Origin of the sequence: Nonomuraea sp. NPDC050022 (assembly GCF_044460705.1) — a bacterium.
Classification (GTDB): domain Bacteria; phylum Actinomycetota; class Actinomycetes; order Streptosporangiales; family Streptosporangiaceae; genus Nonomuraea.
In genome coordinates this window covers 98471-114827 of record NZ_JBITKE010000020.1, presented here as the reverse complement: position 1 = coordinate 114827, position 16357 = coordinate 98471, and the positions used below count along the sequence as shown (strand labels likewise).

Genomic DNA, 16357 nt, shown 5'->3' with positions numbered 1-16357 from the left:
TCTGGCATTTATGCGGAACGGAACGTTCGATTCCTTACTCTACCAGAACGGAACGCTTTATTCCACATAAGGCTTCAGCGTGATGGCCGTCGCGGCGCGGGCCATGGGTCCGGTGACGCGGTCGATCATCCGGTCGCGGCCGGGCAGGTGGGGGAGCAGTCTGAGCATCCTGGTCTGGAACCAGATGACCGCGCGAGAGGGCAGCACCATGCCCTTGACGTTGGCCGGGCCCAGCTTCTGGTTGGCGTCCACGAAGGCGCGCATCTCCCGCTCGTAGCCGTCCACGCCGCCGCCGGCGGCCAGCTCACCGGCCAGCACGTACGCCCCCACCAGTGCGAGGCTGGTGCCCTGGCCCGACGCCGGCGAGGCGCAGTAGGCGGCGTCGCCGACCAGCACGACCCGGCCCTTGGACCAGCGGTCCATGTGGATCTGGCTGACGGAGTCGAAGTAGAAGTCCGTCGACCCGCGCACGGCCTCCAGCAGCGCCGGCACCTCCCACTCGACCCCGGCCATGGCCTGGACCAGCAACTCCTTCTGCTGCTCCGGGTCGCGGCGGTCGTAGGCGAGCGGCTGCGACGACCACATGAACAGCGCCTTGGCGTGGCTGTCCTGCTTGGTGCTGTAGACGTTCGCGGTCCGGCCGGGGGCGGCGTGGACCGCCTCCTCACGGTCGAGGCCCAGGCGGTTGGGGACCGTACAGATCGAGATGTAGTAGCCGAGATCGCGCACGAACGCCGACTCCGCGCCGAAGACCAGCCCGCGCGTGTTGGAGTGCATCCCGTCGGCCCCGACGACCAGGTCGAACCGCCGCGGCGCCGACCGCTCGAACGTCACCGTCCCGTCCTCGGCGATGCCGGTGATGGAGTCGTCGAAGATGTACTCCACGTCGTCGCGGGTCAGGTCGTAGAGGAGTTCGTTGAGGTCGCCGCGCATGATCTCGGCGTCGGCGCCCTCGCGCCCGCCGAACAGGTCGGCGTCCATCTCCGCGATTCGCCGACCCTTGCCGTCGTAGTGCGTCGCGATCCGCATGTCGGTGCTCCTGGCGCGGACCGCGTCGAGCAGGCCCATCCGCTCGACCACGTCGAGCGCCACCCCGCGGATGTCGACCTTGTAGCCGCCCTCGCGGATCGAAGGCGCCCGCTCCACCACGGTGGGGGTGAAGCCGTGCCGCCGCAGCCAGTAAGCCGTCGCGGTGCCGGCGATGCTCGCGCCGGAGATCAGGATGTTCGTCATGCCCTGAAAGGTACAGTCGTCTCAGACGCTTGTCTAGTACGGATTTCTGAGACGTTCGTGTTAGACTCTGGGCATGGGAAATCGTGAAGACCTGCTGGCCGGGGCCAAGCGCTGCCTGATCGAGAAGGGCTACTCGCGCACGACGGCGCGCGACATCGCCACGGCCTCCGGAGTGAGCCTGGCGGGCATCGGCTATCACTTCAGGTCGAAGGACGCGCTGATGAACGAGGTGCTGTTCGAGGTGATGCGGGAGTGGGGCGACGACCTGGCGGCGACGCTGGCCGCCGACGTCAAGCACGCCGACGTCAAGGCCGACACGGAGCCGCTCGAACGCTTCGAGGCGGCATGGGACCGGGTGATCGAGTCATTCGACCGGCTGCGGCCGCTCTGGGTCACCCAGTTCGAGCTGCTGGGCCAGATCGACCACCTGCCCGACATCCGGGAGCAGCTCGTGGCCGGCATTCAGGAGGGGCGCCAGGGGCTCGCGGAGTTGTTCGAGGGCATCGACCCGGCGGCGGAGCCGGAGCGGGCGCGGCTGGTCGGCACGTTCTACCAGGCCATGCTGACGGGGTTCCTGTCGCAGTGGCTCATCGATCCCGACAGCGCGCTGTCGGGCCGCGAGGTGGTCGCGGCCCTGCGCATGGTCCAGAGGTAGCTTCTCGTGTGGCTTAGAAGGCGCTGATCGTGGCGGGCGCCCGCTCGGCCCTGCTCAGCGTGCGGATCACCGCCGTCGCGCCATGACGGTGTACGGCCAGCCGCGCCAGCAGCTCGACGACCGGCTCGACGACCGAGGACGGCAGCTCCGGAGTCTCCACACCCACGCTGGCGGCCAGGTCGTCGGAGTGCACGACCAGCTCCATCAGGCGGGTGAGCAGGAGGTCGTCGAACCGGAGCGACCAGCCCGACCACGGCAGATAGACCACCTTGTCGCTGGGCTGCGCGGGCAGGGCGACCCGCTGCCGGTCGAACAGCTCGCCCGCCTTGGCGGCCAGCGCCACCGGGCCGTCGGCGGCGGCCACCTCACCGGCCCGCCGGATGCCCACGTTGCTCTCGTGGTCGAGGCCCGCCTGCACCCACGGCGACCTGGTGAAGTGCTCGATCAGCGGGATCGGCTCACCGGGCGGCCCGCCGTCCTCGAGCAGGTTGTCGACCCGGACGATCTGGTGGGCCAGGTGCGCGGCGAGGCCGGCCACGCTGAACTCGGTCAACGCGCTCGGCTTCTCCCACGCGGCGGCCACGGCCGGCTCACGCAGCAGTGCCACCGCGGACGACGCGGCGACCAGATAGGACTCCCTGATCTCCCCCATGTCCCGCCTTTCCCCGTTTTCTGGTGGTGACCCGGCAAAGACTATCCGGGGTACTGTCCTGACCGTCAGCCGAGGGCGCGCCTGATCGCCGACCTGATGAAGACCCTGGCCAGGGTCGCGCGCCTGAACCGGCTCAGGAACGGCCGCGGCAGGCCGTACCTGCGGGCTCGGATGTCCGCCACCACGTTCATCGGCGCACCGAGCTCGGCCAGCACGTCCAGGGCCTCCCGCTTGGTGATCAGCCGCCCGTCCCGCAACGTGACCGTCGCCCTCGCCACGGTGATCATCCCGAGATCCACCCAGATGTCCCGCAGCCACAGCTTGCGCGCGCGCGTCTTGACCAGCCAGAAGTCCCGGAGATCCGCCCGGATGAACTCGCTCAGCTCCTCGTCCGACACCGGCGGCAGCAGGCCCGCGGGCGGCGCGCCGTACAGCTCGAGAGCGCCCGAGTGCAGCTCACGACGGGTCACCGGGGTGACCGGCCGCTCGTACAGCTCCTGGTGCGCCCAGGTCACATGGTCGGTCGCGAAGTCGCCCAACCGGTGTTCGGGCATGTAGGAGCAGTGCAGATGCTCGGCGAGCGGCAGCGCGATCTCCTCGTGCAGCTTGGCCAGCCCCTGCCGCTGCTCCTCGGTGAGGTCGGTCTCGACCACCGCGATGAGATCGAGATCGCTCTTGCCCGGCTGGTAGTCACCCGCCGCGAGCGACCCGTGCGCCCACAGGGCGACCAGGGGTACGGCCGGCCTGATGTCGTGCAAGAAACGGGTTAGGAGAAGATCGGTTGGCCCATGCATGATGGCCACTATGGTCGACACGAGACGCGACGGAAAAGTGGCCCTGGTCACCGGCGTGGGGCGCACTGTCGGCATCGGCGCCGGCATCGCCCGACAGCTGGCGGCCGCGGGCTGGGACATCGCCTACACGTACTGGACCCCGTACGACGAGCGCATGTCCTGGGGCGCCGAGCCGGGGGCGGCCGACGTGATCGGGGAAAGCCTCGCCGGGCGCGGCGCGGCGATCGAGGCCGACCTGACGGACGCCGACGCCCCCGCACGGATCTTCGACGAGGCCGAACGCCGGCTGGGCAACGTCACCGCCCTGGTGATGTGCCACTGCGAATCGGTCGCCTCCGGCCTGCTCGACACCACCCTCGCGAGCTTCGACCGCCACTTCGCCGTCAATGCGCGGGCCACCTGGCTGCTGGTCCGCGAGTACGGCCGCCGCTTCTCGGGCGCCCACGGGACGGGCCGGATCATCGGCCTCACCAGCGACCACACGGTCGGCAACCTGCCCTACGGCGCGAGCAAGGGCGCCCTGGACCGCATCGTCCTGGCCGCCGCCCGCGAGCTGGCCCACCTCGGGGTCAGCGCCAACGTCATCAACCCCGGCCCGGTGGACACCGGCTGGATGTCGGACGAGATCCGGGAGCGGCACCTCCGCCAGACCCCACTCAACCGCCTCGGCACGCCCAAGGAGACCGCCGACCTGGTCGACTTCCTGTGCTCCCCACAGGGCCAGTGGATCAACGGCCAACTGCTGATGAGCAACGGCGGCTTCGCCTAGCGCGGCGTCCACGACGGACCGTCTTCCTCAGAGCGCGTGGCCCCCCGCCACCTGGAGGACCTGACCGGTGATCCACCGAGCCTGGTGCGAGGCGAGGAACACGACGGCGTCGGCGATGTCGGCGGGCTCGCCCACCCGCCCCAGCGGCACGATCTCGCCGACCCGCGCGCACATCTCGGCGTCCATCCAGCCGGTCTGCACCGGGCCGGGAGCCACCGCGTTGACCCGGATGCCGGTCGCGCCGAGGTCGAGCGCGGCCGCCCGCGTAAGGGCCTCCAGCGCCGCCTTGGACGTCCCGTACCCGATCTGACCGGGGAAGGCGCGGGCGGCGTCCGTGGAGACGTTCACCACGCACGGCTCGCGGCCGTCCCGCTGCCGACTCGCCAGTTCGGAGACGAGCAGCGCGGGGGCGATCGCGTTGACCTCGTAGTGGCGGCGCAGGCCGTCGGCGGTCAGGGCGCCGAAGGTGTCCGGGGTCTCGCAGTGCGCGGCGTTGTTCACCAGCACGTCGACCGGCCCCAGCAGCCGCTCGACCGCATCGAACAGCTGCCGCGCCGCCTCCGGCTCACGTAGGTCGGCGGGTACGGCCACCGCGTCGCGGAGCCCGGCGGCCAGCGTCTCGGCGACGTCCCCGGCGGGGGTGACGTGCTCCCAGGTGATGCCAGGGGGAGCGGTCCTCTCGCTGAAGTAGTGCACCGCCACCCGCGCCCCCTCAGCCGAGAAGGCCCGCGCGACCGCCGCCCCGATCCCGCCACTGGCACCGGTGACGAGAACGGTCCGACCGGCGAGTTTCGTATCGATCATCCGAGGAGCATGTCGTGCTCGATCCACGATTGCGAGAGGCCCTCGTGATCACCTTTCGTCACGGCGCGCTGAACAGCGCGCTCACCGACTCGCCGTCGTGGATCCGCCGCATCGCCTCGGCCAGCGCCGGGGCGATCGACAGGACCGTGAGCTTGTCCGTCGGTTTGGGCACGGGCACGGTGTTGGTGCAGACGATCTCCTCGACCTCGGGCAGCGCGCTCAGCCGCTCGATCGACCCGGCCGCGAACAGCCCATGCGTGCACGCCACGCGTACGGAGTTGACGCCACGCTCACGCAGCCGGTCGAGCAGCTCGATGACGGTCGTGCCCTTGGCGATCTCGTCGTCCAGGATGATCACGTCCTTGCCCTTGACCTCGCCGATCACCGAGCTGATCACCACCCGGTCGTCGCTGAAGCGCTGCTTGGCCCCCATCGCCACGTCGGCGCCGAGCAGCCGGGCGAAGTGCGCGGCCTCCTTGGCGTTGCCCAGGTCCGGGGAGACGACGACGGTGTTGGACAGGTCGTGCCGGCGGAAATGGGCGGCCAGCTCGCGCAGCGCGTGCAGGTGGTCGACGGGCACGCTGAAGAAGCCGTGCACCTGCGGCGAGTGCAGCGTCATCGTCAGCACCCGCCCGGCGCCCGCCGTCACCAACAGATCCGCCACCAGCCTGGCCCCCATGGAGATGCGCGGCATGTCCTTTTTGTCGCTCCGAGCAAAGGCGTAATGGGGCATCACGACGGTCGTCCTGGCGGCGGACGCCCCACGGGCGGCGTCGAGCATCAGCAGCAGCTCGACCAGGTTCTCCTGTACGGGGGGAACCAGCGGCTGGATGATGAAGACGTCGCGTTCTCTGCAGTTGGCCTGGAGCTGGACCTCCAGCACGTCGTTGGCGAAGCGGTTGACCTTGACCGGGTGGAGCGGGGTGCCCAGGTGGGAGCAGATCTCCTCAGCCAGGGCAGGGTGGGCGCTGCCGCTGAATACCGTGATGTCTCGCACGATTCCGAAAGGATAGCTTCACGGGCTCAGGTAATGGTGCACCAGGGCGGGTTCACCGGCCGCGTTGCGCCATCGGGCGCGTGAGGTGGCGACGCGCTGCCAGCCGTACCTCTCGTAGGCGGCGATGGCCGCCCGGCCCTCGGCGGAGACCTCCAGGGTGAGGCGCCCGTCCGCGTCGGCGAGGGCGGTGTCCAGCAGACGGGCGGCGAGCCCGCCGCGCCGGGCGGGCGGCGTGACGAACAGACGGGTCACGGACGCGCGGACGGGCGTGCTGACCAGCTCGGCCACCCGCGACTCGACCTGAGCGAGCCCGACATGGCCGACTATGGCGCCCTGCTCGTCCAGGGCGATCCAGGCGCGGAGCAGGTCGCCGGGCGTGAGCCAGCTGTGCGGATCGTCGGGCCAGTCCACGGGGTAGCGGTCGGCGGCCTGAACCTCGGCCAGCGCCCGCACACACGCGTCGAGATCGGCGGGAGTTCTGAGTCGGATCATCGCTGGAGCGCCGCCATCGTGAGGGGGTTTCTGAGCCGGGTCATCGTTCGAGCGCCGCGACCGTGAGGGAGTCGAGGTCGGGGACGACCTTCCAGGCGAGCGCCAGCGCGTCGGGGGCGGGCGGATAGCGGGGATGGGGAACGGCGATCACCCGCATCCCGGCCGCGTGCGCCGAGCGCAGGCCGTTGCTCGAATCCTCCACCGCCACGCACCCGCGCGGGTCGACTCCCAGCTTGGCGGTCGCCTCCAGGTAGCCGTCCGGGGCGGGCTTGCCGCGCGGTACCTCCTCGGTGGAGACGGTGACGGCGAAGCAGTCACGGAACTCGGCCGCGTCCAGCACCACCTCGATCAACGCACGCGGCGAGGAGCTGGCCAGTCCCAGCGTGAGGTCCGCCGCCAGGCGCCGCACCGCCTCGGGCGCCCCCTTCATCAGCGGTACGCCGTGCCGATAGCGCTCGGCCATCTGGTCCACCACGCCGCGCGCGATCTCGTCCGGAGGCAGCGCCACACCGAGTTCGTGCAGGTAGGCAGCCCATTCCTGGGTGCTCATCCCCATGAGCCTGGACTGGGTGTCCTCCTGCCAGGTGCCGCCGTGTTCGGCGACGAACGCCCGCCGTACCTCCTCCCAGACCGGCTCGGAGTCGACGAGTACGCCGTCGAGGTCGAACACGCACGCTTCCACGGAACCCCCTAGCGGGCTTTGTCGGGATTGCCCATTAACGAGGATATGCGTTGACCGGTTCTCGGGAATGGGCCTGGGCATGGCCGACCTTCCACTCCACGATTCCAACGACTTCGAGGCGGCGGCGGATCGCGGCTTCATCGCGAAGTTCAGCCCGGCGGTGGTCAGCGCCGCCGACAGCAAGGTCATCTGGGACGGCGAGTCGGCCGCCTTCCTGGAGCAGGAGTGCCCTGGCAGCGCGCATCCCAGCCTGTGGCGGCAGGCGCGGCTCTCCGCCAGGCAGGGGCTGTACGAGGTGACGGACGGCGTCTACCAGGTGCGCGGGTTCGAGCTGTCGAACATGTCGATCGTCGAGGGCGACTTCGGTGTGATCATCATCGACCCGCTCATCTCCACCGAGTGCGCCGCCGCGGCGCTGCGCCTCTACCGAACCCATCGCGGCGCCCGGCCCGTGACCGGGGTGATCTACACGCATCCGCACGTCGACCACTTCGGCGGCGTACGCGGCGTCACCGGCGGCGGCGTGCCGGTCCTGGCGCCCGCGGGCTTCCTGCGGAACGTCGCCCGCGAGCACCTGCACGCCTGGTCCGCCACGGCCCGCCGATCCGTCTACCTGTACGGCCAGGCCCTCGAACGATCACCCGATGGCCAGATCGGTCCGGGCCTGGGCAAGACCCGCTCCATCTCGCTCATCGCCCCCACGGTCGACGTCGAACGTACGGGACAGGAGGAGACGGTCGACGGGGTACGCATCGTCTTCCAGCTCGCCCAGTCGCCACCGGAGCTGACCCTGTACCTGCCCGGCCGCCGGGCCCTGTGCCTGGGCGAGAACGCCACCCGCAACCCGCACAACCTCCTGCCCCTACGGGACGCCAAGGCCCTGGCCCGGCAGCTGGACGAGACGGTCACGTTGTTCGCGGCCGAGCTCGACGTCGCCTTCGCCTCGCACCACTGGCCCACCTGGGGCGGGCCGGAGATCACCCGGTTCCTGTCGCAGCAGCGTGACCTGTACTCCTACCTGCACGACCAGACCCTCCGGCTGATGAACAAGGGCCTGACCGGAGCCGAGATCGCCGAGGCCATGCGGGTGCCACCCGAACTGGAGCAGGTCTGGCACACGCACGGCTACCACGGGCCGGTCGGCCACAGCGTCAAGGCCATCTACCAGCGCTACCTGGGCTGGTTCGACGGCAACCCCGCGCACCTGTGGGAGCACCCGCCGAGGGAGAGCGCGACCCGCTACGTGGAGTGCCTCGGCGGCGGGGCGGCCGTCGTCGCCTTCGCCCGGCGCTATCTCAAGGAGAACGACCTGCGCTTCGCCGCCCAGCTGCTCAACCACGCGGTCTTCGCCGACGAGGGCAACAAGGAGGCCCGCGACCTGCTCGCCGAGGTGTACACCCGGCTCGGGCACGGCGCGGAGAACGCCACCTGGCGCAACCTCTACCTGACGGGCGCGCTGGAGCTGAGCGACGGCGTCGTGCCGGCCGCCACGGAGCGGGCCGCGCCCGGCTTGGTCGCGGCGCTCGGCGTCGACCAGATCCTCGACTCGATCGCCATCCGGATCGACGGGCCGCGGGCCTGGAACGAGAGCCTGTCCATCGACTGGCACCTGACCGACCTGGGCGAGAGGTACCGGACCACGCTGTCGAACGGCGCGCTCATCCAGCACGCCGACCCGCCCGAGGGGCCGGTCGACCTGACCTTGCGACTGACCAAGGCGCAACTGCTCGGCCTGCTGGCCGGCCGGGGGGTCGAGCGGGTCGAACGAGAAGGCGACATCGGCGTACTGCGGCGCTTGGTGGCCGTACTCGACCACCCGATCCCCGACTTCGCCATCGTGACCGCCTAACGCGGTGTCCCCCGGAGGGGGTATCTCCCAAAAGACCCCAGCCACCACGGACCGTCACAGGGGGTGAGACCGTCCGGGGTCCTCAGCCGCTACGGCGGGGCGCCAGACTCGAAATCGCGAAGTAGAGGACCCCCGCCAGCACCAGCGCGACCACCACGCCGATATTGGCCGCCCCGAACGTCCCCGCCCTCATCTGATCGCTCATCAGGAAACCGACCACCCGGGCGATGTTCGGGTCGGTGGAGGTGATGAGCCCGACACCCACGACAGACGCCGCGACCAGCGAGATCACCCCGGACCAGTTCAGAGCGGGTGCCCCGGGCCGAAGCAGCCGCTCATCGTACGACCGGCCACCAGCCCGCCGGAGCCACATGTCGACGAGGAAGACGGCCACCCAGGCGGCCATCACCACCCCGATGATCGCCAGGAACGCCTGGAAGGTCGCCAGGAAGCTGGTCGAGACGAACAGCAGGTAGTAGCCGCCGAGCACCATCAGCGCGCCGTCGACCAGCACCGCGTAGTGCCGCTTGATCGGCACCCCCAGCGCCAGCATGGACAGCCCCGACGAGTAGATGTCCATGATCGCCCCGGCCAGGAAGCCACCGATGGCGGTCAGCAAGTACGGCAGCAGGAACCAGGTCGGCAGCGCCGCCGCCAGCGCCCCGACCGGATCCGCGCCCGCGGCCTGGGCCAGCTTGGGGTCGCCGCCGGCCAGCAGCACGCCGAAGACGAGCAGCACCATGGGCGGCACCGCCCCGCCCACCGTCGTCCACAGCGCCACCGACGAGGGCTTGGACGCGGTGGGCAGGTAGCGCGAGTAGTCGGCGCCGCAGTTGACCCAGCCCAGGCCGAGCAGCGTCATCGCGAAGATGACCGCGCCCACCCAGCCGCCGGGGCCCGCGGTGGTGTCCAGCGAGGTGCCGAGCTTCGGGGCCATGAGGATCATGTACACGACGGTCAGCACGATGAACGCGTACGTCAGATACCGCTGCACCGCCATGATCAACGCGTGGCCGTACACCCCGACCACGATCGTGAGCAACGCGGCGACCGCGAAGCAGACCGCCATGGCGGTCGTGCCGGGAATGCCGGGCGCGACCCGCTTCAGGATCGCCGCGCCGCCCTGCGCCGACAGCGTCACGAGCACGATCTCCCAGCCGACGTTCGAGACATAGGAGAGTACGGCCGGCAGCTTGTTGCCCTGGTAGCCGAAGGGGGCGCGGCCGAGCGTCATCGTCGGCACCCCCGACCGGGTGCCCGCGATGGCGACCAGCCCGACCAGCCCGAACGAGAGCGCGTAACCGATCGCTCCCGTGATGATCGCCGGGACGACGCCCAGACCGAGCCCGACGATGTAGACACCGAAGGCGACGCCGAAGAGGGAGAGGTTGGCGCCGGCCCATGGCCATAACAGGTCCCGAGGCGTGCCCCGCCGCTCGGCTGCCGGAACGGCGTTGATGCCGTTCTGCTCGACGGTCATCATGTCCATGATCGGACGGTACACCCGGCAACCGCGCCGCCCCAGAGCACCGGCACCGCGGCTGCCCCAAAGCAGCCGGGATCAGCCGTCGAGCCCCAGCAGCGTGGCCTCCACCTTCGGGTCCAGGCCGACCGGCGGCCGGTCAGGACGCATGGGCGCCCGCCCGCCGATGCTCCGCAGCCACGCCCACGTGTCGGCCACCGTCTCGGCCACCGGCCGGAACCGCAGCCCGGCCGCCACCGCCTTCGACACGTCACCTCGGTGCATGGTGTCGTGGTCCTCGCCCAGCAGCCAGATCGGCAGATCGGTCCACGGCTGCACGCCGGCCGCCAGGATCGGCTCCGGCTCCACCCACCGCAGCTCGGCTTCGGACCCGGTCACGTGTACGCAGGTCCGCAGCAGCTCCTCCATGGTGACGAATCCCGATGGGCTCACCACGTTGTAGGCCCCACCCAGCCCGTCCTTGGCCGCGTCAAGGCACCACTGGGCCATGTCGCGCGCGTCCACGTACTGCAGGGGCAGCTCGGCCGGCCCCGGCGCGAGCACCGGCCCGCCACGCGCGATCCTGTTCAACCACCACGGCAGCCGCCCGATGTTCTCGTGCGGCCCCAGGATCAACCCGGCCCGCGCCAGCAGCGCCCGCTCCCCGAAGGCCGCCACCGCCGCCAGCTCCCCACCGGCCTTGAACCGCGCGTAACCCACTTCGTCGCCGTCATCGGCCGAGGCCGCCACCACCGGAGCGTCCTCTCCGGCACCGGCCGCCGTCGGGTAGGTGTAGACGGACCGGCTGGACACGTAGACGTAGTGTCCCGCTCGCCCGGCCAGCAGCCTCGCCGCGTCGCGTACGGCGGACGGCGCCCACGACCAGGTGTCGACCACGACGTCCCACTGACCACGGTCGAGCGCCGCCAGCCCGCCCGGCTTCGCCCGCTCGCCCCGCAGCGCCGTCACCGTGGGCGGCGGGGCATGCGTGCCCCGGTTGAACACGGTCACGTCCCAGCCGGATGCGACAGCCTCCTCGACGAAGGCCCGCCCCACGAACTCCGTCCCGCCCAGCACCAGAAGCCTCATGGCCACCACCCTGCCGATCCCGGTCGCCACCCGGTAGCCGTGCACGCCGACAGCGGAATCGCCAGCAGCGAAACCACCGACCGCGGAATCGCCGACAGCGAAACCAAGGCATCGCCAGCAGTGAAACCAAGGCGTCGCCGACAGTGGGGTCCCTTACTCTCCGCGACAATTTAGCGCTGTAAAGGTAGATATATCAGCAGGTCAGTGTCAATGCTGTTCCTCGCGGCATAATGGGGAAGTGTCACAGATAGTGATGCTAGGGACCATGGAATGGTGAAAAGGATCTTCCCCTGCTCGATGCGGGCGCGCCTGACCATGATCGCGACTCTGGTCGCGGCCGTGGTCTTCGCCGCCACGGTCGGCCTCACCCTGAGCACGTTGCCGGGCAACCTCCGCGGCGCCGTGCAGAACCGGGTGGAGCTGGCCGTACGGCGAGTGGCCAACGACGCCCGGACGAAGGAGCTGCGCAGCCTGCTCCCGGCGCCGGCCCGCGTACCCCTCCTGCAGGTCGTCTCCGCCGAGGGCATCGTCCTCGCCTCCAGCCACAACCTGAGAGGGCAGCCCCCCATCGCGAACCTGCGGCTGCCCCAGCCGGAAACGATCTATGCCACCGAGATCGAGCTCACCGGCGACAGCGACAGTGTGGAGCACGGATCCAAGTACCTGGTCATGGCCATGCAGTCGCGGACGTCGTACGGCCTGATAACCGTGTATGGCGCGTCCTCGCTGAGCGACGTCAACCGGGCACTTGGGTGGCTCTATGCCCTGATCTTCCTCGGCACCCCACTGATGCTGCTCGGTGTCGCGGGCATCACCTGGGTCGTGGTCGGCCACACCCTGCGCCCGGTCGAACGCATCCGGGCCGAGCTGGCCGAGATCACCGGTCACGACCTGAGCCGCCGGGTTCCCGTACCCGGCGCCGGGGACGAGATCTCCAACCTCGCCGTGACCACCAACGACACCCTCGACCGGCTGGAACGCTCCGCCGAGACGCAACGCCGCTTCGTGGCCGACGCCTCGCACGAGCTCCGCAGCCCCATCACCGCGCTGCGCACCCAGCTGGAGGTGGCCAGCGCCTACCCGGACGACACGGACTGGGCGTCGACGGGCGCCCGGGCCCTGAAGTCAGCCGACCGTCTGACGGACATCATCGAGGAGCTCCTGATGTTGGCCCGGCTCGACGCGGGCGCCGTCATCGAATGGCACGTCGTCGACGCCTGCCAGCTGGCGGAGGAGCAGGGGCGGCGCCGTGCGGGAGGCGACATCAGCGTCGTCACCCACGTGATGGGCGAGGCACCGGTCATGGGCTCCCGCATCCAGCTGGACCGGCTGCTGACCAACCTGCTCGACAACGCCACCCGGCACGCCACCTCCAAGATCGACCTCCAGGTGGAGGTCAACCAAAGGGACCGGACCGTCGACATCACGGTCACCGATGACGGAGCGGGTATCGTGGCGGAGGAGCGCGAGCATGTCTTCGAGCGCTTCACCCGCCTGGCCGAGGGCCGGGCCAGGGACAAGGAGGGCAGCGGACTCGGCCTGGCCCTGTCGAGAGAGATCGCCCAGGCGCACCGGGGGACCCTGACGATCACCGACCACCATCCAGGCGCCCAGTTCGTCACCCGTCTGCCGCTGTACCTGGATGGAGATTCACCGGTGTGAGCGGTTCGCGCCCGTCCAGCACGGCCGCGACGTTCGACACCGACAGGTGGCACATCCGCTCGCGGGTCGCCGTGCCCGCGCTGCCGATGTGCGGGGTCAGCACGGTGTTGCCGAGCTCGACCAGCGCCGGGTTCACCGCCGGCTCGCCCTCGAACACGTCGAGGGCCGCCCCCGCGATCGTCCCCGCCCGCAGCGCCTTCACCAGCGCGTCCTCGTCGACGATGCCGCCACGAGCGGTGTTGACCAGGATCGCGGTGCGCTTCATGCGGCCCAGGGCGTCGGCGTCGATGAGGTGGCGGGTGGCCGGGGTGAGCGGGCAGTGCAGGCTGACCACGTCGGCGCGCTCCAGCAGCTCGGGCAGCTCGACGAACTCGACGCCCCGCTCATCGTCCTCCGGCAGCGGCGAGGAGGTGGGCGTGGCCAGGATCTCCATGTCGAACGCGCGGGCGCGCCGCGCCACGGCCCGCCCGATGCGGCCGTAGCCGACCACGCCGAGCGACGCCCCGGCACTGAGATCGAGCCCGAGCAGCATGCGCGGCCCCCAGACCCATGGAGTACGCTCCCGCAGCAGTCGGTCGCCGTCCAGCACCCTGCGCGCGGCGGCCAGGATCAGCGCCATCGTCAGGTCGGCGGTGGCGCCGTCGAGCACCCCAGGAGTGTTGGTGACCTGGATCCCGCGCTCGGTGGCCGCGGCCACGTCGATGTTGTCGTAGCCGACCGCGGTGTTGGCGACGACCCGCAGCGATGGGCCCGCCGCGTCGAGGAACTCGGCGTCGATGCGCTCGGTGAGCGTACACACGACCCCCTCCGCGCCCGCGGCCAGGCGCAGCAGCGTGGCGCGGTCGGGCGGGTCCTCCTCGCCGCACACCACGGGTCGGCCGAGCGAGCGCACGAGCGCCATGGCGGCGTCGGTCAGGGTGCGGGTCACGTAGATCATCGACTCTCCTCGCTCATCGGGGGTGCCGTGGGGGCGGGGCGGCCCACGATCCTGCCCCAGGTCTCGCCGTACGACTCCCACCGCGCGGCGACGACGTGCACCCACTCGGGACGCGGGCCGATGCGCCGATACGGCGGCGCGGGGAGTATGACCCCGTCCGTCCCCTCGGCGGCCATCGCCGCGGCTCCCATCGCGGGCAGGTACGTCTCCTCCACGAGATGGACCGGCCGTCCGAACAGGTCCGCCACGATCCCGGCGTAATCCAGCGAGCCCACCATAACGACATGGGCGGAGTCGCCCAGCATCAGGCGTACCGCGAAGGCCACCCCCTCGACCGCGCCCCACGCCGCCGACCAGGCGTCGGTATCGGGCAGGTAGCCGAGCAGGGCGGTGCGCGGCCGTTCCAGCCACAGCGGGCCGCGCTCGGGTGTCACATGCGGGATGAACACGGGCGCCGCCTCGGCCTGCGCGATCGTGGCCGCTCCGGCTCTGGCGATCAGCTCCTCCACCGCGTCGCCGTAGCCGAGCAGCCGCGCCGCGACCGACAGAGCCACGCCGCCGTTGGTCGCGGAATGCCACAGCCATCTGCCCGGCCGTACGTCCGCGCGCTGCAACACCCGCGGCGCCCGATCGGGTACGGCGGAGCTCCGCGTGACCACATGCGTCGTGCCCACCGTGTACAGCGGCGCGCGAGACCCGTGGATGTCGAGCAGGCAGGCGGCGGCCGCCGTGTCGGCCGCCCCGGTGACGACCGGGATGCCGGGGCGCAGCCCCAGCTCGGCGGCGGCCTCGGGAAGGAGAGCACCGAGGGGTGACAGCGACGGGACCACCGGCGGCAGGACGTGCCTGGGCACCCCCACCAGCTCGGCGAGGTCGTCGATCCAGTCACAGCCGTCGGTGCAGGCGAACAGGCCGCTGTAGGAGGCCTGCGTGGGGTCGATCGCGTCGCGGCCGGTCAGCCGGTGCCCCAGCCAGGTGCCGACGAACCCCATCGTGCGCGTACGAGCCAAGGTCTCCGGCTCGTGCTCGGCGAAGAACCGCCAGGCCAGCCCCATGGCAGTGGCCGGAAAGGCGGCATTGCCCACCAGGGCGGCCGCCTCGTCGCCGCGTGCCTTGGCGTACGCCTCCACGAGGTCGGGAAGCGCGGGATGGTCCCAGCACAGGCCGGGCGCGACGGCATCGCCGGCGTCGTCGAGCGGGATCGCGACCGGGCAGTGCACGGCCAGGCCCACGGCGTCGGCGCGGGTGGCGTCGCCGAGATCGTGGCAGGCCAGCCGCACGCTGCGCGCCCATTCCGCCGTGTCCACCCGGCCCCGCGCCTGCCGGTGAGCGGGACGGTGGTCGGCGCGGCCGCGGGCGAGCACCCGGCCGGCGCCGTCGACCAGGACGGTCTTGGTCGCCGATGTGCCGAGGTCGATCCCCAGATAGGTGGCCATGTGGTCCCTACTTCAGCAGCTCCGCGGCCTTCTCCGGCTCGACGTCCTCATGGACGACCGCGCGGAGGGCACGCACCATCTTGCCGGGATCCTCCGCGCCCCACACGTTCCGGCCGAAGGTGACGCCTCGCCCGCCCGCCTCGATCACCGAGGCCGCCTGCCGGAGCACCTGCAACGGGCTGTCGGCCTTGGCGCCGCCGGCGGCCACGACGATCGCGGGCGTGCCCTCGACGATCTCGCGGAAGGTCTCCGTCGAGCCGGAGTACCAGGTCTTGACCACGTCGACGCCCAGCTCGGCGGCGGCCCTGGCGGCGTACAGGATCGCCTCGACGCTGCCCTTCCTGTCCTCCCACAGCTCCCCGCTGGGGTAGGCGTGGCAGACCACGGGCAGCCCGACCGCGCCGGCGCTCTCCACGACGCCCGACAGCAGTTCGAGGTCGCGCGCCTGGTTGGAGGACCCGGCGCTGATGCCCACGGCGACCGCCTCGGCGCCCAGGCGGATCGCGTCGGACACGGTGGCCACGACCGCGTCGTAGTGGGCGTGGAAGTCCACGGAGAACGTCGACGCCTTGAGGATCCAGGGGACGCGCGTGGGATTGTGGGCGATCACGTGCCCGGCGATGCCCTTGAACATCGTCACGGCGTCGGGACCCGCCGCCACGATGCCGTCGTACGTGGGTGCGATCCCGGCCAGGCGCGGGGCGACGCCGCGCGGCACCGCCTGGTCGAGGGCCACGGTGACCGTCCGGCCCGTGGCGCCGAACAGCCGGCGCAGCCGGATCGTCCGGCCCAGAGCGCTGGTCGTGCCCGTCGGGTTGATATCGAGTGTGGCGTAAGCCGTCAT

The 16357-nt window shown here is 71.0% G+C and carries 16 protein-coding genes; 4 read left to right on the top strand and 12 right to left on the bottom strand.

The window, feature by feature from the left end; translation table 11 throughout:
* Positions 1-57: 57 nt before the first annotated feature.
* Positions 58-1233, bottom strand: a complete 1176-nt coding sequence (locus tag ACIBO2_RS54420) for an FAD-dependent monooxygenase (protein WP_397304992.1) — start codon at positions 1231-1233, stop codon at positions 58-60.
* A gap of 73 nt (positions 1234-1306) precedes the next feature.
* Here ACIBO2_RS54420 and ACIBO2_RS54415 point away from each other — a divergent pair, with 73 nt between their 5' ends.
* Positions 1307-1888 carry a helix-turn-helix domain-containing protein gene (locus tag ACIBO2_RS54415; RefSeq protein ID WP_358553257.1) on the top strand — a complete coding sequence of 194 codons (582 nt, stop codon included), beginning with the start codon at positions 1307-1309 and terminating at the stop codon, positions 1886-1888.
* Positions 1889-1901: 13 nt separating this feature from the next.
* Here ACIBO2_RS54415 and ACIBO2_RS54410 read toward each other — a convergent pair whose 3' ends face one another.
* Together ACIBO2_RS54410 and ACIBO2_RS54405 are read right to left on the bottom strand one after the other, a co-directional pair.
* Complete coding sequence (locus ACIBO2_RS54410; protein ID WP_358553259.1) at positions 1902-2540, bottom strand: maleylpyruvate isomerase N-terminal domain-containing protein; 639 nt, start codon at positions 2538-2540, stop codon at positions 1902-1904.
* Positions 2541-2605: 65 nt separating this feature from the next.
* On the bottom strand, positions 2606-3298 hold the full coding sequence (locus ACIBO2_RS54405) for a nucleotidyltransferase domain-containing protein (protein WP_397304991.1): 693 nt from the start codon (positions 3296-3298) through the stop codon (positions 2606-2608).
* A 46-nt stretch (positions 3299-3344) separates the two neighbouring features.
* Between ACIBO2_RS54405 and ACIBO2_RS54400 the strand changes: the two genes are divergently transcribed.
* Entirely contained in the window at positions 3345-4103 is a 759-nt protein-coding gene (locus ACIBO2_RS54400) for an SDR family oxidoreductase (RefSeq protein WP_358553263.1), read from the top strand.
* 27 nt (positions 4104-4130) lie between these two features.
* Here ACIBO2_RS54400 and ACIBO2_RS54395 read toward each other — a convergent pair whose 3' ends face one another.
* The 4 genes from ACIBO2_RS54395 to ACIBO2_RS54380 are packed head-to-tail and all read right to left on the bottom strand — an operon-like array spanning position 4131 to position 7078.
* Positions 4131-4907 carry an SDR family oxidoreductase gene (locus tag ACIBO2_RS54395; protein ID WP_358553266.1) on the bottom strand — a complete coding sequence of 259 codons (777 nt, stop codon included), beginning with the start codon at positions 4905-4907 and terminating at the stop codon, positions 4131-4133.
* A 58-nt stretch (positions 4908-4965) separates the two neighbouring features.
* Positions 4966-5904, bottom strand: a complete 939-nt coding sequence (locus ACIBO2_RS54390; protein WP_358553268.1) for a ribose-phosphate pyrophosphokinase — start codon at positions 5902-5904, stop codon at positions 4966-4968.
* A gap of 18 nt (positions 5905-5922) precedes the next feature.
* Entirely contained in the window at positions 5923-6396 is a 474-nt protein-coding gene (locus tag ACIBO2_RS54385) for a GNAT family N-acetyltransferase (protein ID WP_397304990.1), read from the bottom strand.
* Positions 6397-6436: 40 nt separating this feature from the next.
* On the bottom strand, positions 6437-7078 hold the full coding sequence (locus tag ACIBO2_RS54380) for an HAD family phosphatase (protein WP_358553272.1): 642 nt from the start codon (positions 7076-7078) through the stop codon (positions 6437-6439).
* Between the two features lie 79 nt (positions 7079-7157).
* Here ACIBO2_RS54380 and ACIBO2_RS54375 point away from each other — a divergent pair, with 79 nt between their 5' ends.
* Entirely contained in the window at positions 7158-8927 is a 1770-nt protein-coding gene (locus ACIBO2_RS54375) for an alkyl/aryl-sulfatase (protein ID WP_397304989.1), read from the top strand.
* Positions 8928-9009: 82 nt separating this feature from the next.
* Here the strand turns inward: ACIBO2_RS54375 and ACIBO2_RS54370 are convergent, their stop codons facing one another.
* Both ACIBO2_RS54370 and ACIBO2_RS54365 read right to left on the bottom strand, forming a co-directional pair.
* Positions 9010-10416 carry a cytosine permease gene (locus ACIBO2_RS54370; protein ID WP_358553276.1) on the bottom strand — a complete coding sequence of 469 codons (1407 nt, stop codon included), beginning with the start codon at positions 10414-10416 and terminating at the stop codon, positions 9010-9012.
* A 72-nt stretch (positions 10417-10488) separates the two neighbouring features.
* Positions 10489-11478 carry an NAD-dependent epimerase/dehydratase family protein gene (locus tag ACIBO2_RS54365; RefSeq protein ID WP_358553278.1) on the bottom strand — a complete coding sequence of 330 codons (990 nt, stop codon included), beginning with the start codon at positions 11476-11478 and terminating at the stop codon, positions 10489-10491.
* 270 nt (positions 11479-11748) lie between these two features.
* Between ACIBO2_RS54365 and ACIBO2_RS54360 the strand changes: the two genes are divergently transcribed.
* The gene (locus tag ACIBO2_RS54360; protein ID WP_358553280.1) at positions 11749-13140 is read left to right on the top strand and encodes an ATP-binding protein; all 1392 of its coding nucleotides are present in this window, start codon (positions 11749-11751) and stop codon (positions 13138-13140) included.
* Here ACIBO2_RS54360 and ACIBO2_RS54355 read toward each other — a convergent pair.
* Genes ACIBO2_RS54355 through ACIBO2_RS54345 form a run of 3 tightly spaced genes read right to left on the bottom strand, consistent with a single transcriptional unit; the run spans position 13097 to position 16357 of the window.
* Entirely contained in the window at positions 13097-14077 is a 981-nt protein-coding gene (locus ACIBO2_RS54355; protein ID WP_358553283.1) for a D-glycerate dehydrogenase, read from the bottom strand. The genes ACIBO2_RS54360 and ACIBO2_RS54355 overlap by 44 nt on opposite strands.
* Positions 14074-15513 (bottom strand): FGGY family carbohydrate kinase, encoded by a 1440-nt coding sequence (locus ACIBO2_RS54350; protein WP_358553285.1) that lies wholly within the window; start codon positions 15511-15513, stop codon positions 14074-14076. The genes ACIBO2_RS54355 and ACIBO2_RS54350 overlap by 4 nt, the downstream gene beginning before the upstream one ends.
* Before the next feature lie 7 nt (positions 15514-15520).
* Positions 15521-16357 carry a class I fructose-bisphosphate aldolase gene (locus ACIBO2_RS54345; RefSeq protein WP_397304988.1) on the bottom strand — a complete coding sequence of 279 codons (837 nt, stop codon included), beginning with the start codon at positions 16355-16357 and terminating at the stop codon, positions 15521-15523.

Bases quoted from the DNA above. Each gene is read 5' to 3' on its own strand.
- ACIBO2_RS54420 (WP_397304992.1), bottom strand. From the start codon at position 1,233: ATGACGAACATCCTGATCTCCGGCGCGAGCATCGCCGGCACCGCGACG.
- ACIBO2_RS54415 (WP_358553257.1), top strand. From the start codon at position 1,307: ATGGGAAATCGTGAAGACCTGCTGGCCGGGGCCAAGCGCTGCCTGATC.
- ACIBO2_RS54410 (WP_358553259.1), bottom strand. From the start codon at position 2,540: ATGGGGGAGATCAGGGAGTCCTATCTGGTCGCCGCGTCGTCCGCGGTG.
- ACIBO2_RS54400 (WP_358553263.1), top strand. From the start codon at position 3,345: ATGGTCGACACGAGACGCGACGGAAAAGTGGCCCTGGTCACCGGCGTG.
- ACIBO2_RS54395 (WP_358553266.1), bottom strand. From the start codon at position 4,907: ATGATCGATACGAAACTCGCCGGTCGGACCGTTCTCGTCACCGGTGCC.
- ACIBO2_RS54385 (WP_397304990.1), bottom strand. From the start codon at position 6,396: ATGATCCGACTCAGAACTCCCGCCGATCTCGACGCGTGTGTGCGGGCG.
- ACIBO2_RS54375 (WP_397304989.1), top strand. From the start codon at position 7,158: ATGGCCGACCTTCCACTCCACGATTCCAACGACTTCGAGGCGGCGGCG.
- ACIBO2_RS54370 (WP_358553276.1), bottom strand. From the start codon at position 10,416: ATGGACATGATGACCGTCGAGCAGAACGGCATCAACGCCGTTCCGGCA.
- ACIBO2_RS54365 (WP_358553278.1), bottom strand. From the start codon at position 11,478: ATGAGGCTTCTGGTGCTGGGCGGGACGGAGTTCGTGGGGCGGGCCTTC.
- ACIBO2_RS54360 (WP_358553280.1), top strand. From the start codon at position 11,749: ATGGTGAAAAGGATCTTCCCCTGCTCGATGCGGGCGCGCCTGACCATG.
- ACIBO2_RS54355 (WP_358553283.1), bottom strand. From the start codon at position 14,077: ATGATCTACGTGACCCGCACCCTGACCGACGCCGCCATGGCGCTCGTG.
- ACIBO2_RS54350 (WP_358553285.1), bottom strand. From the start codon at position 15,513: ATGGCCACCTATCTGGGGATCGACCTCGGCACATCGGCGACCAAGACC.
- ACIBO2_RS54345 (WP_397304988.1), bottom strand. From the start codon at position 16,357: ATGACGGCTTACGCCACACTCGATATCAACCCGACGGGCACGACCAGC.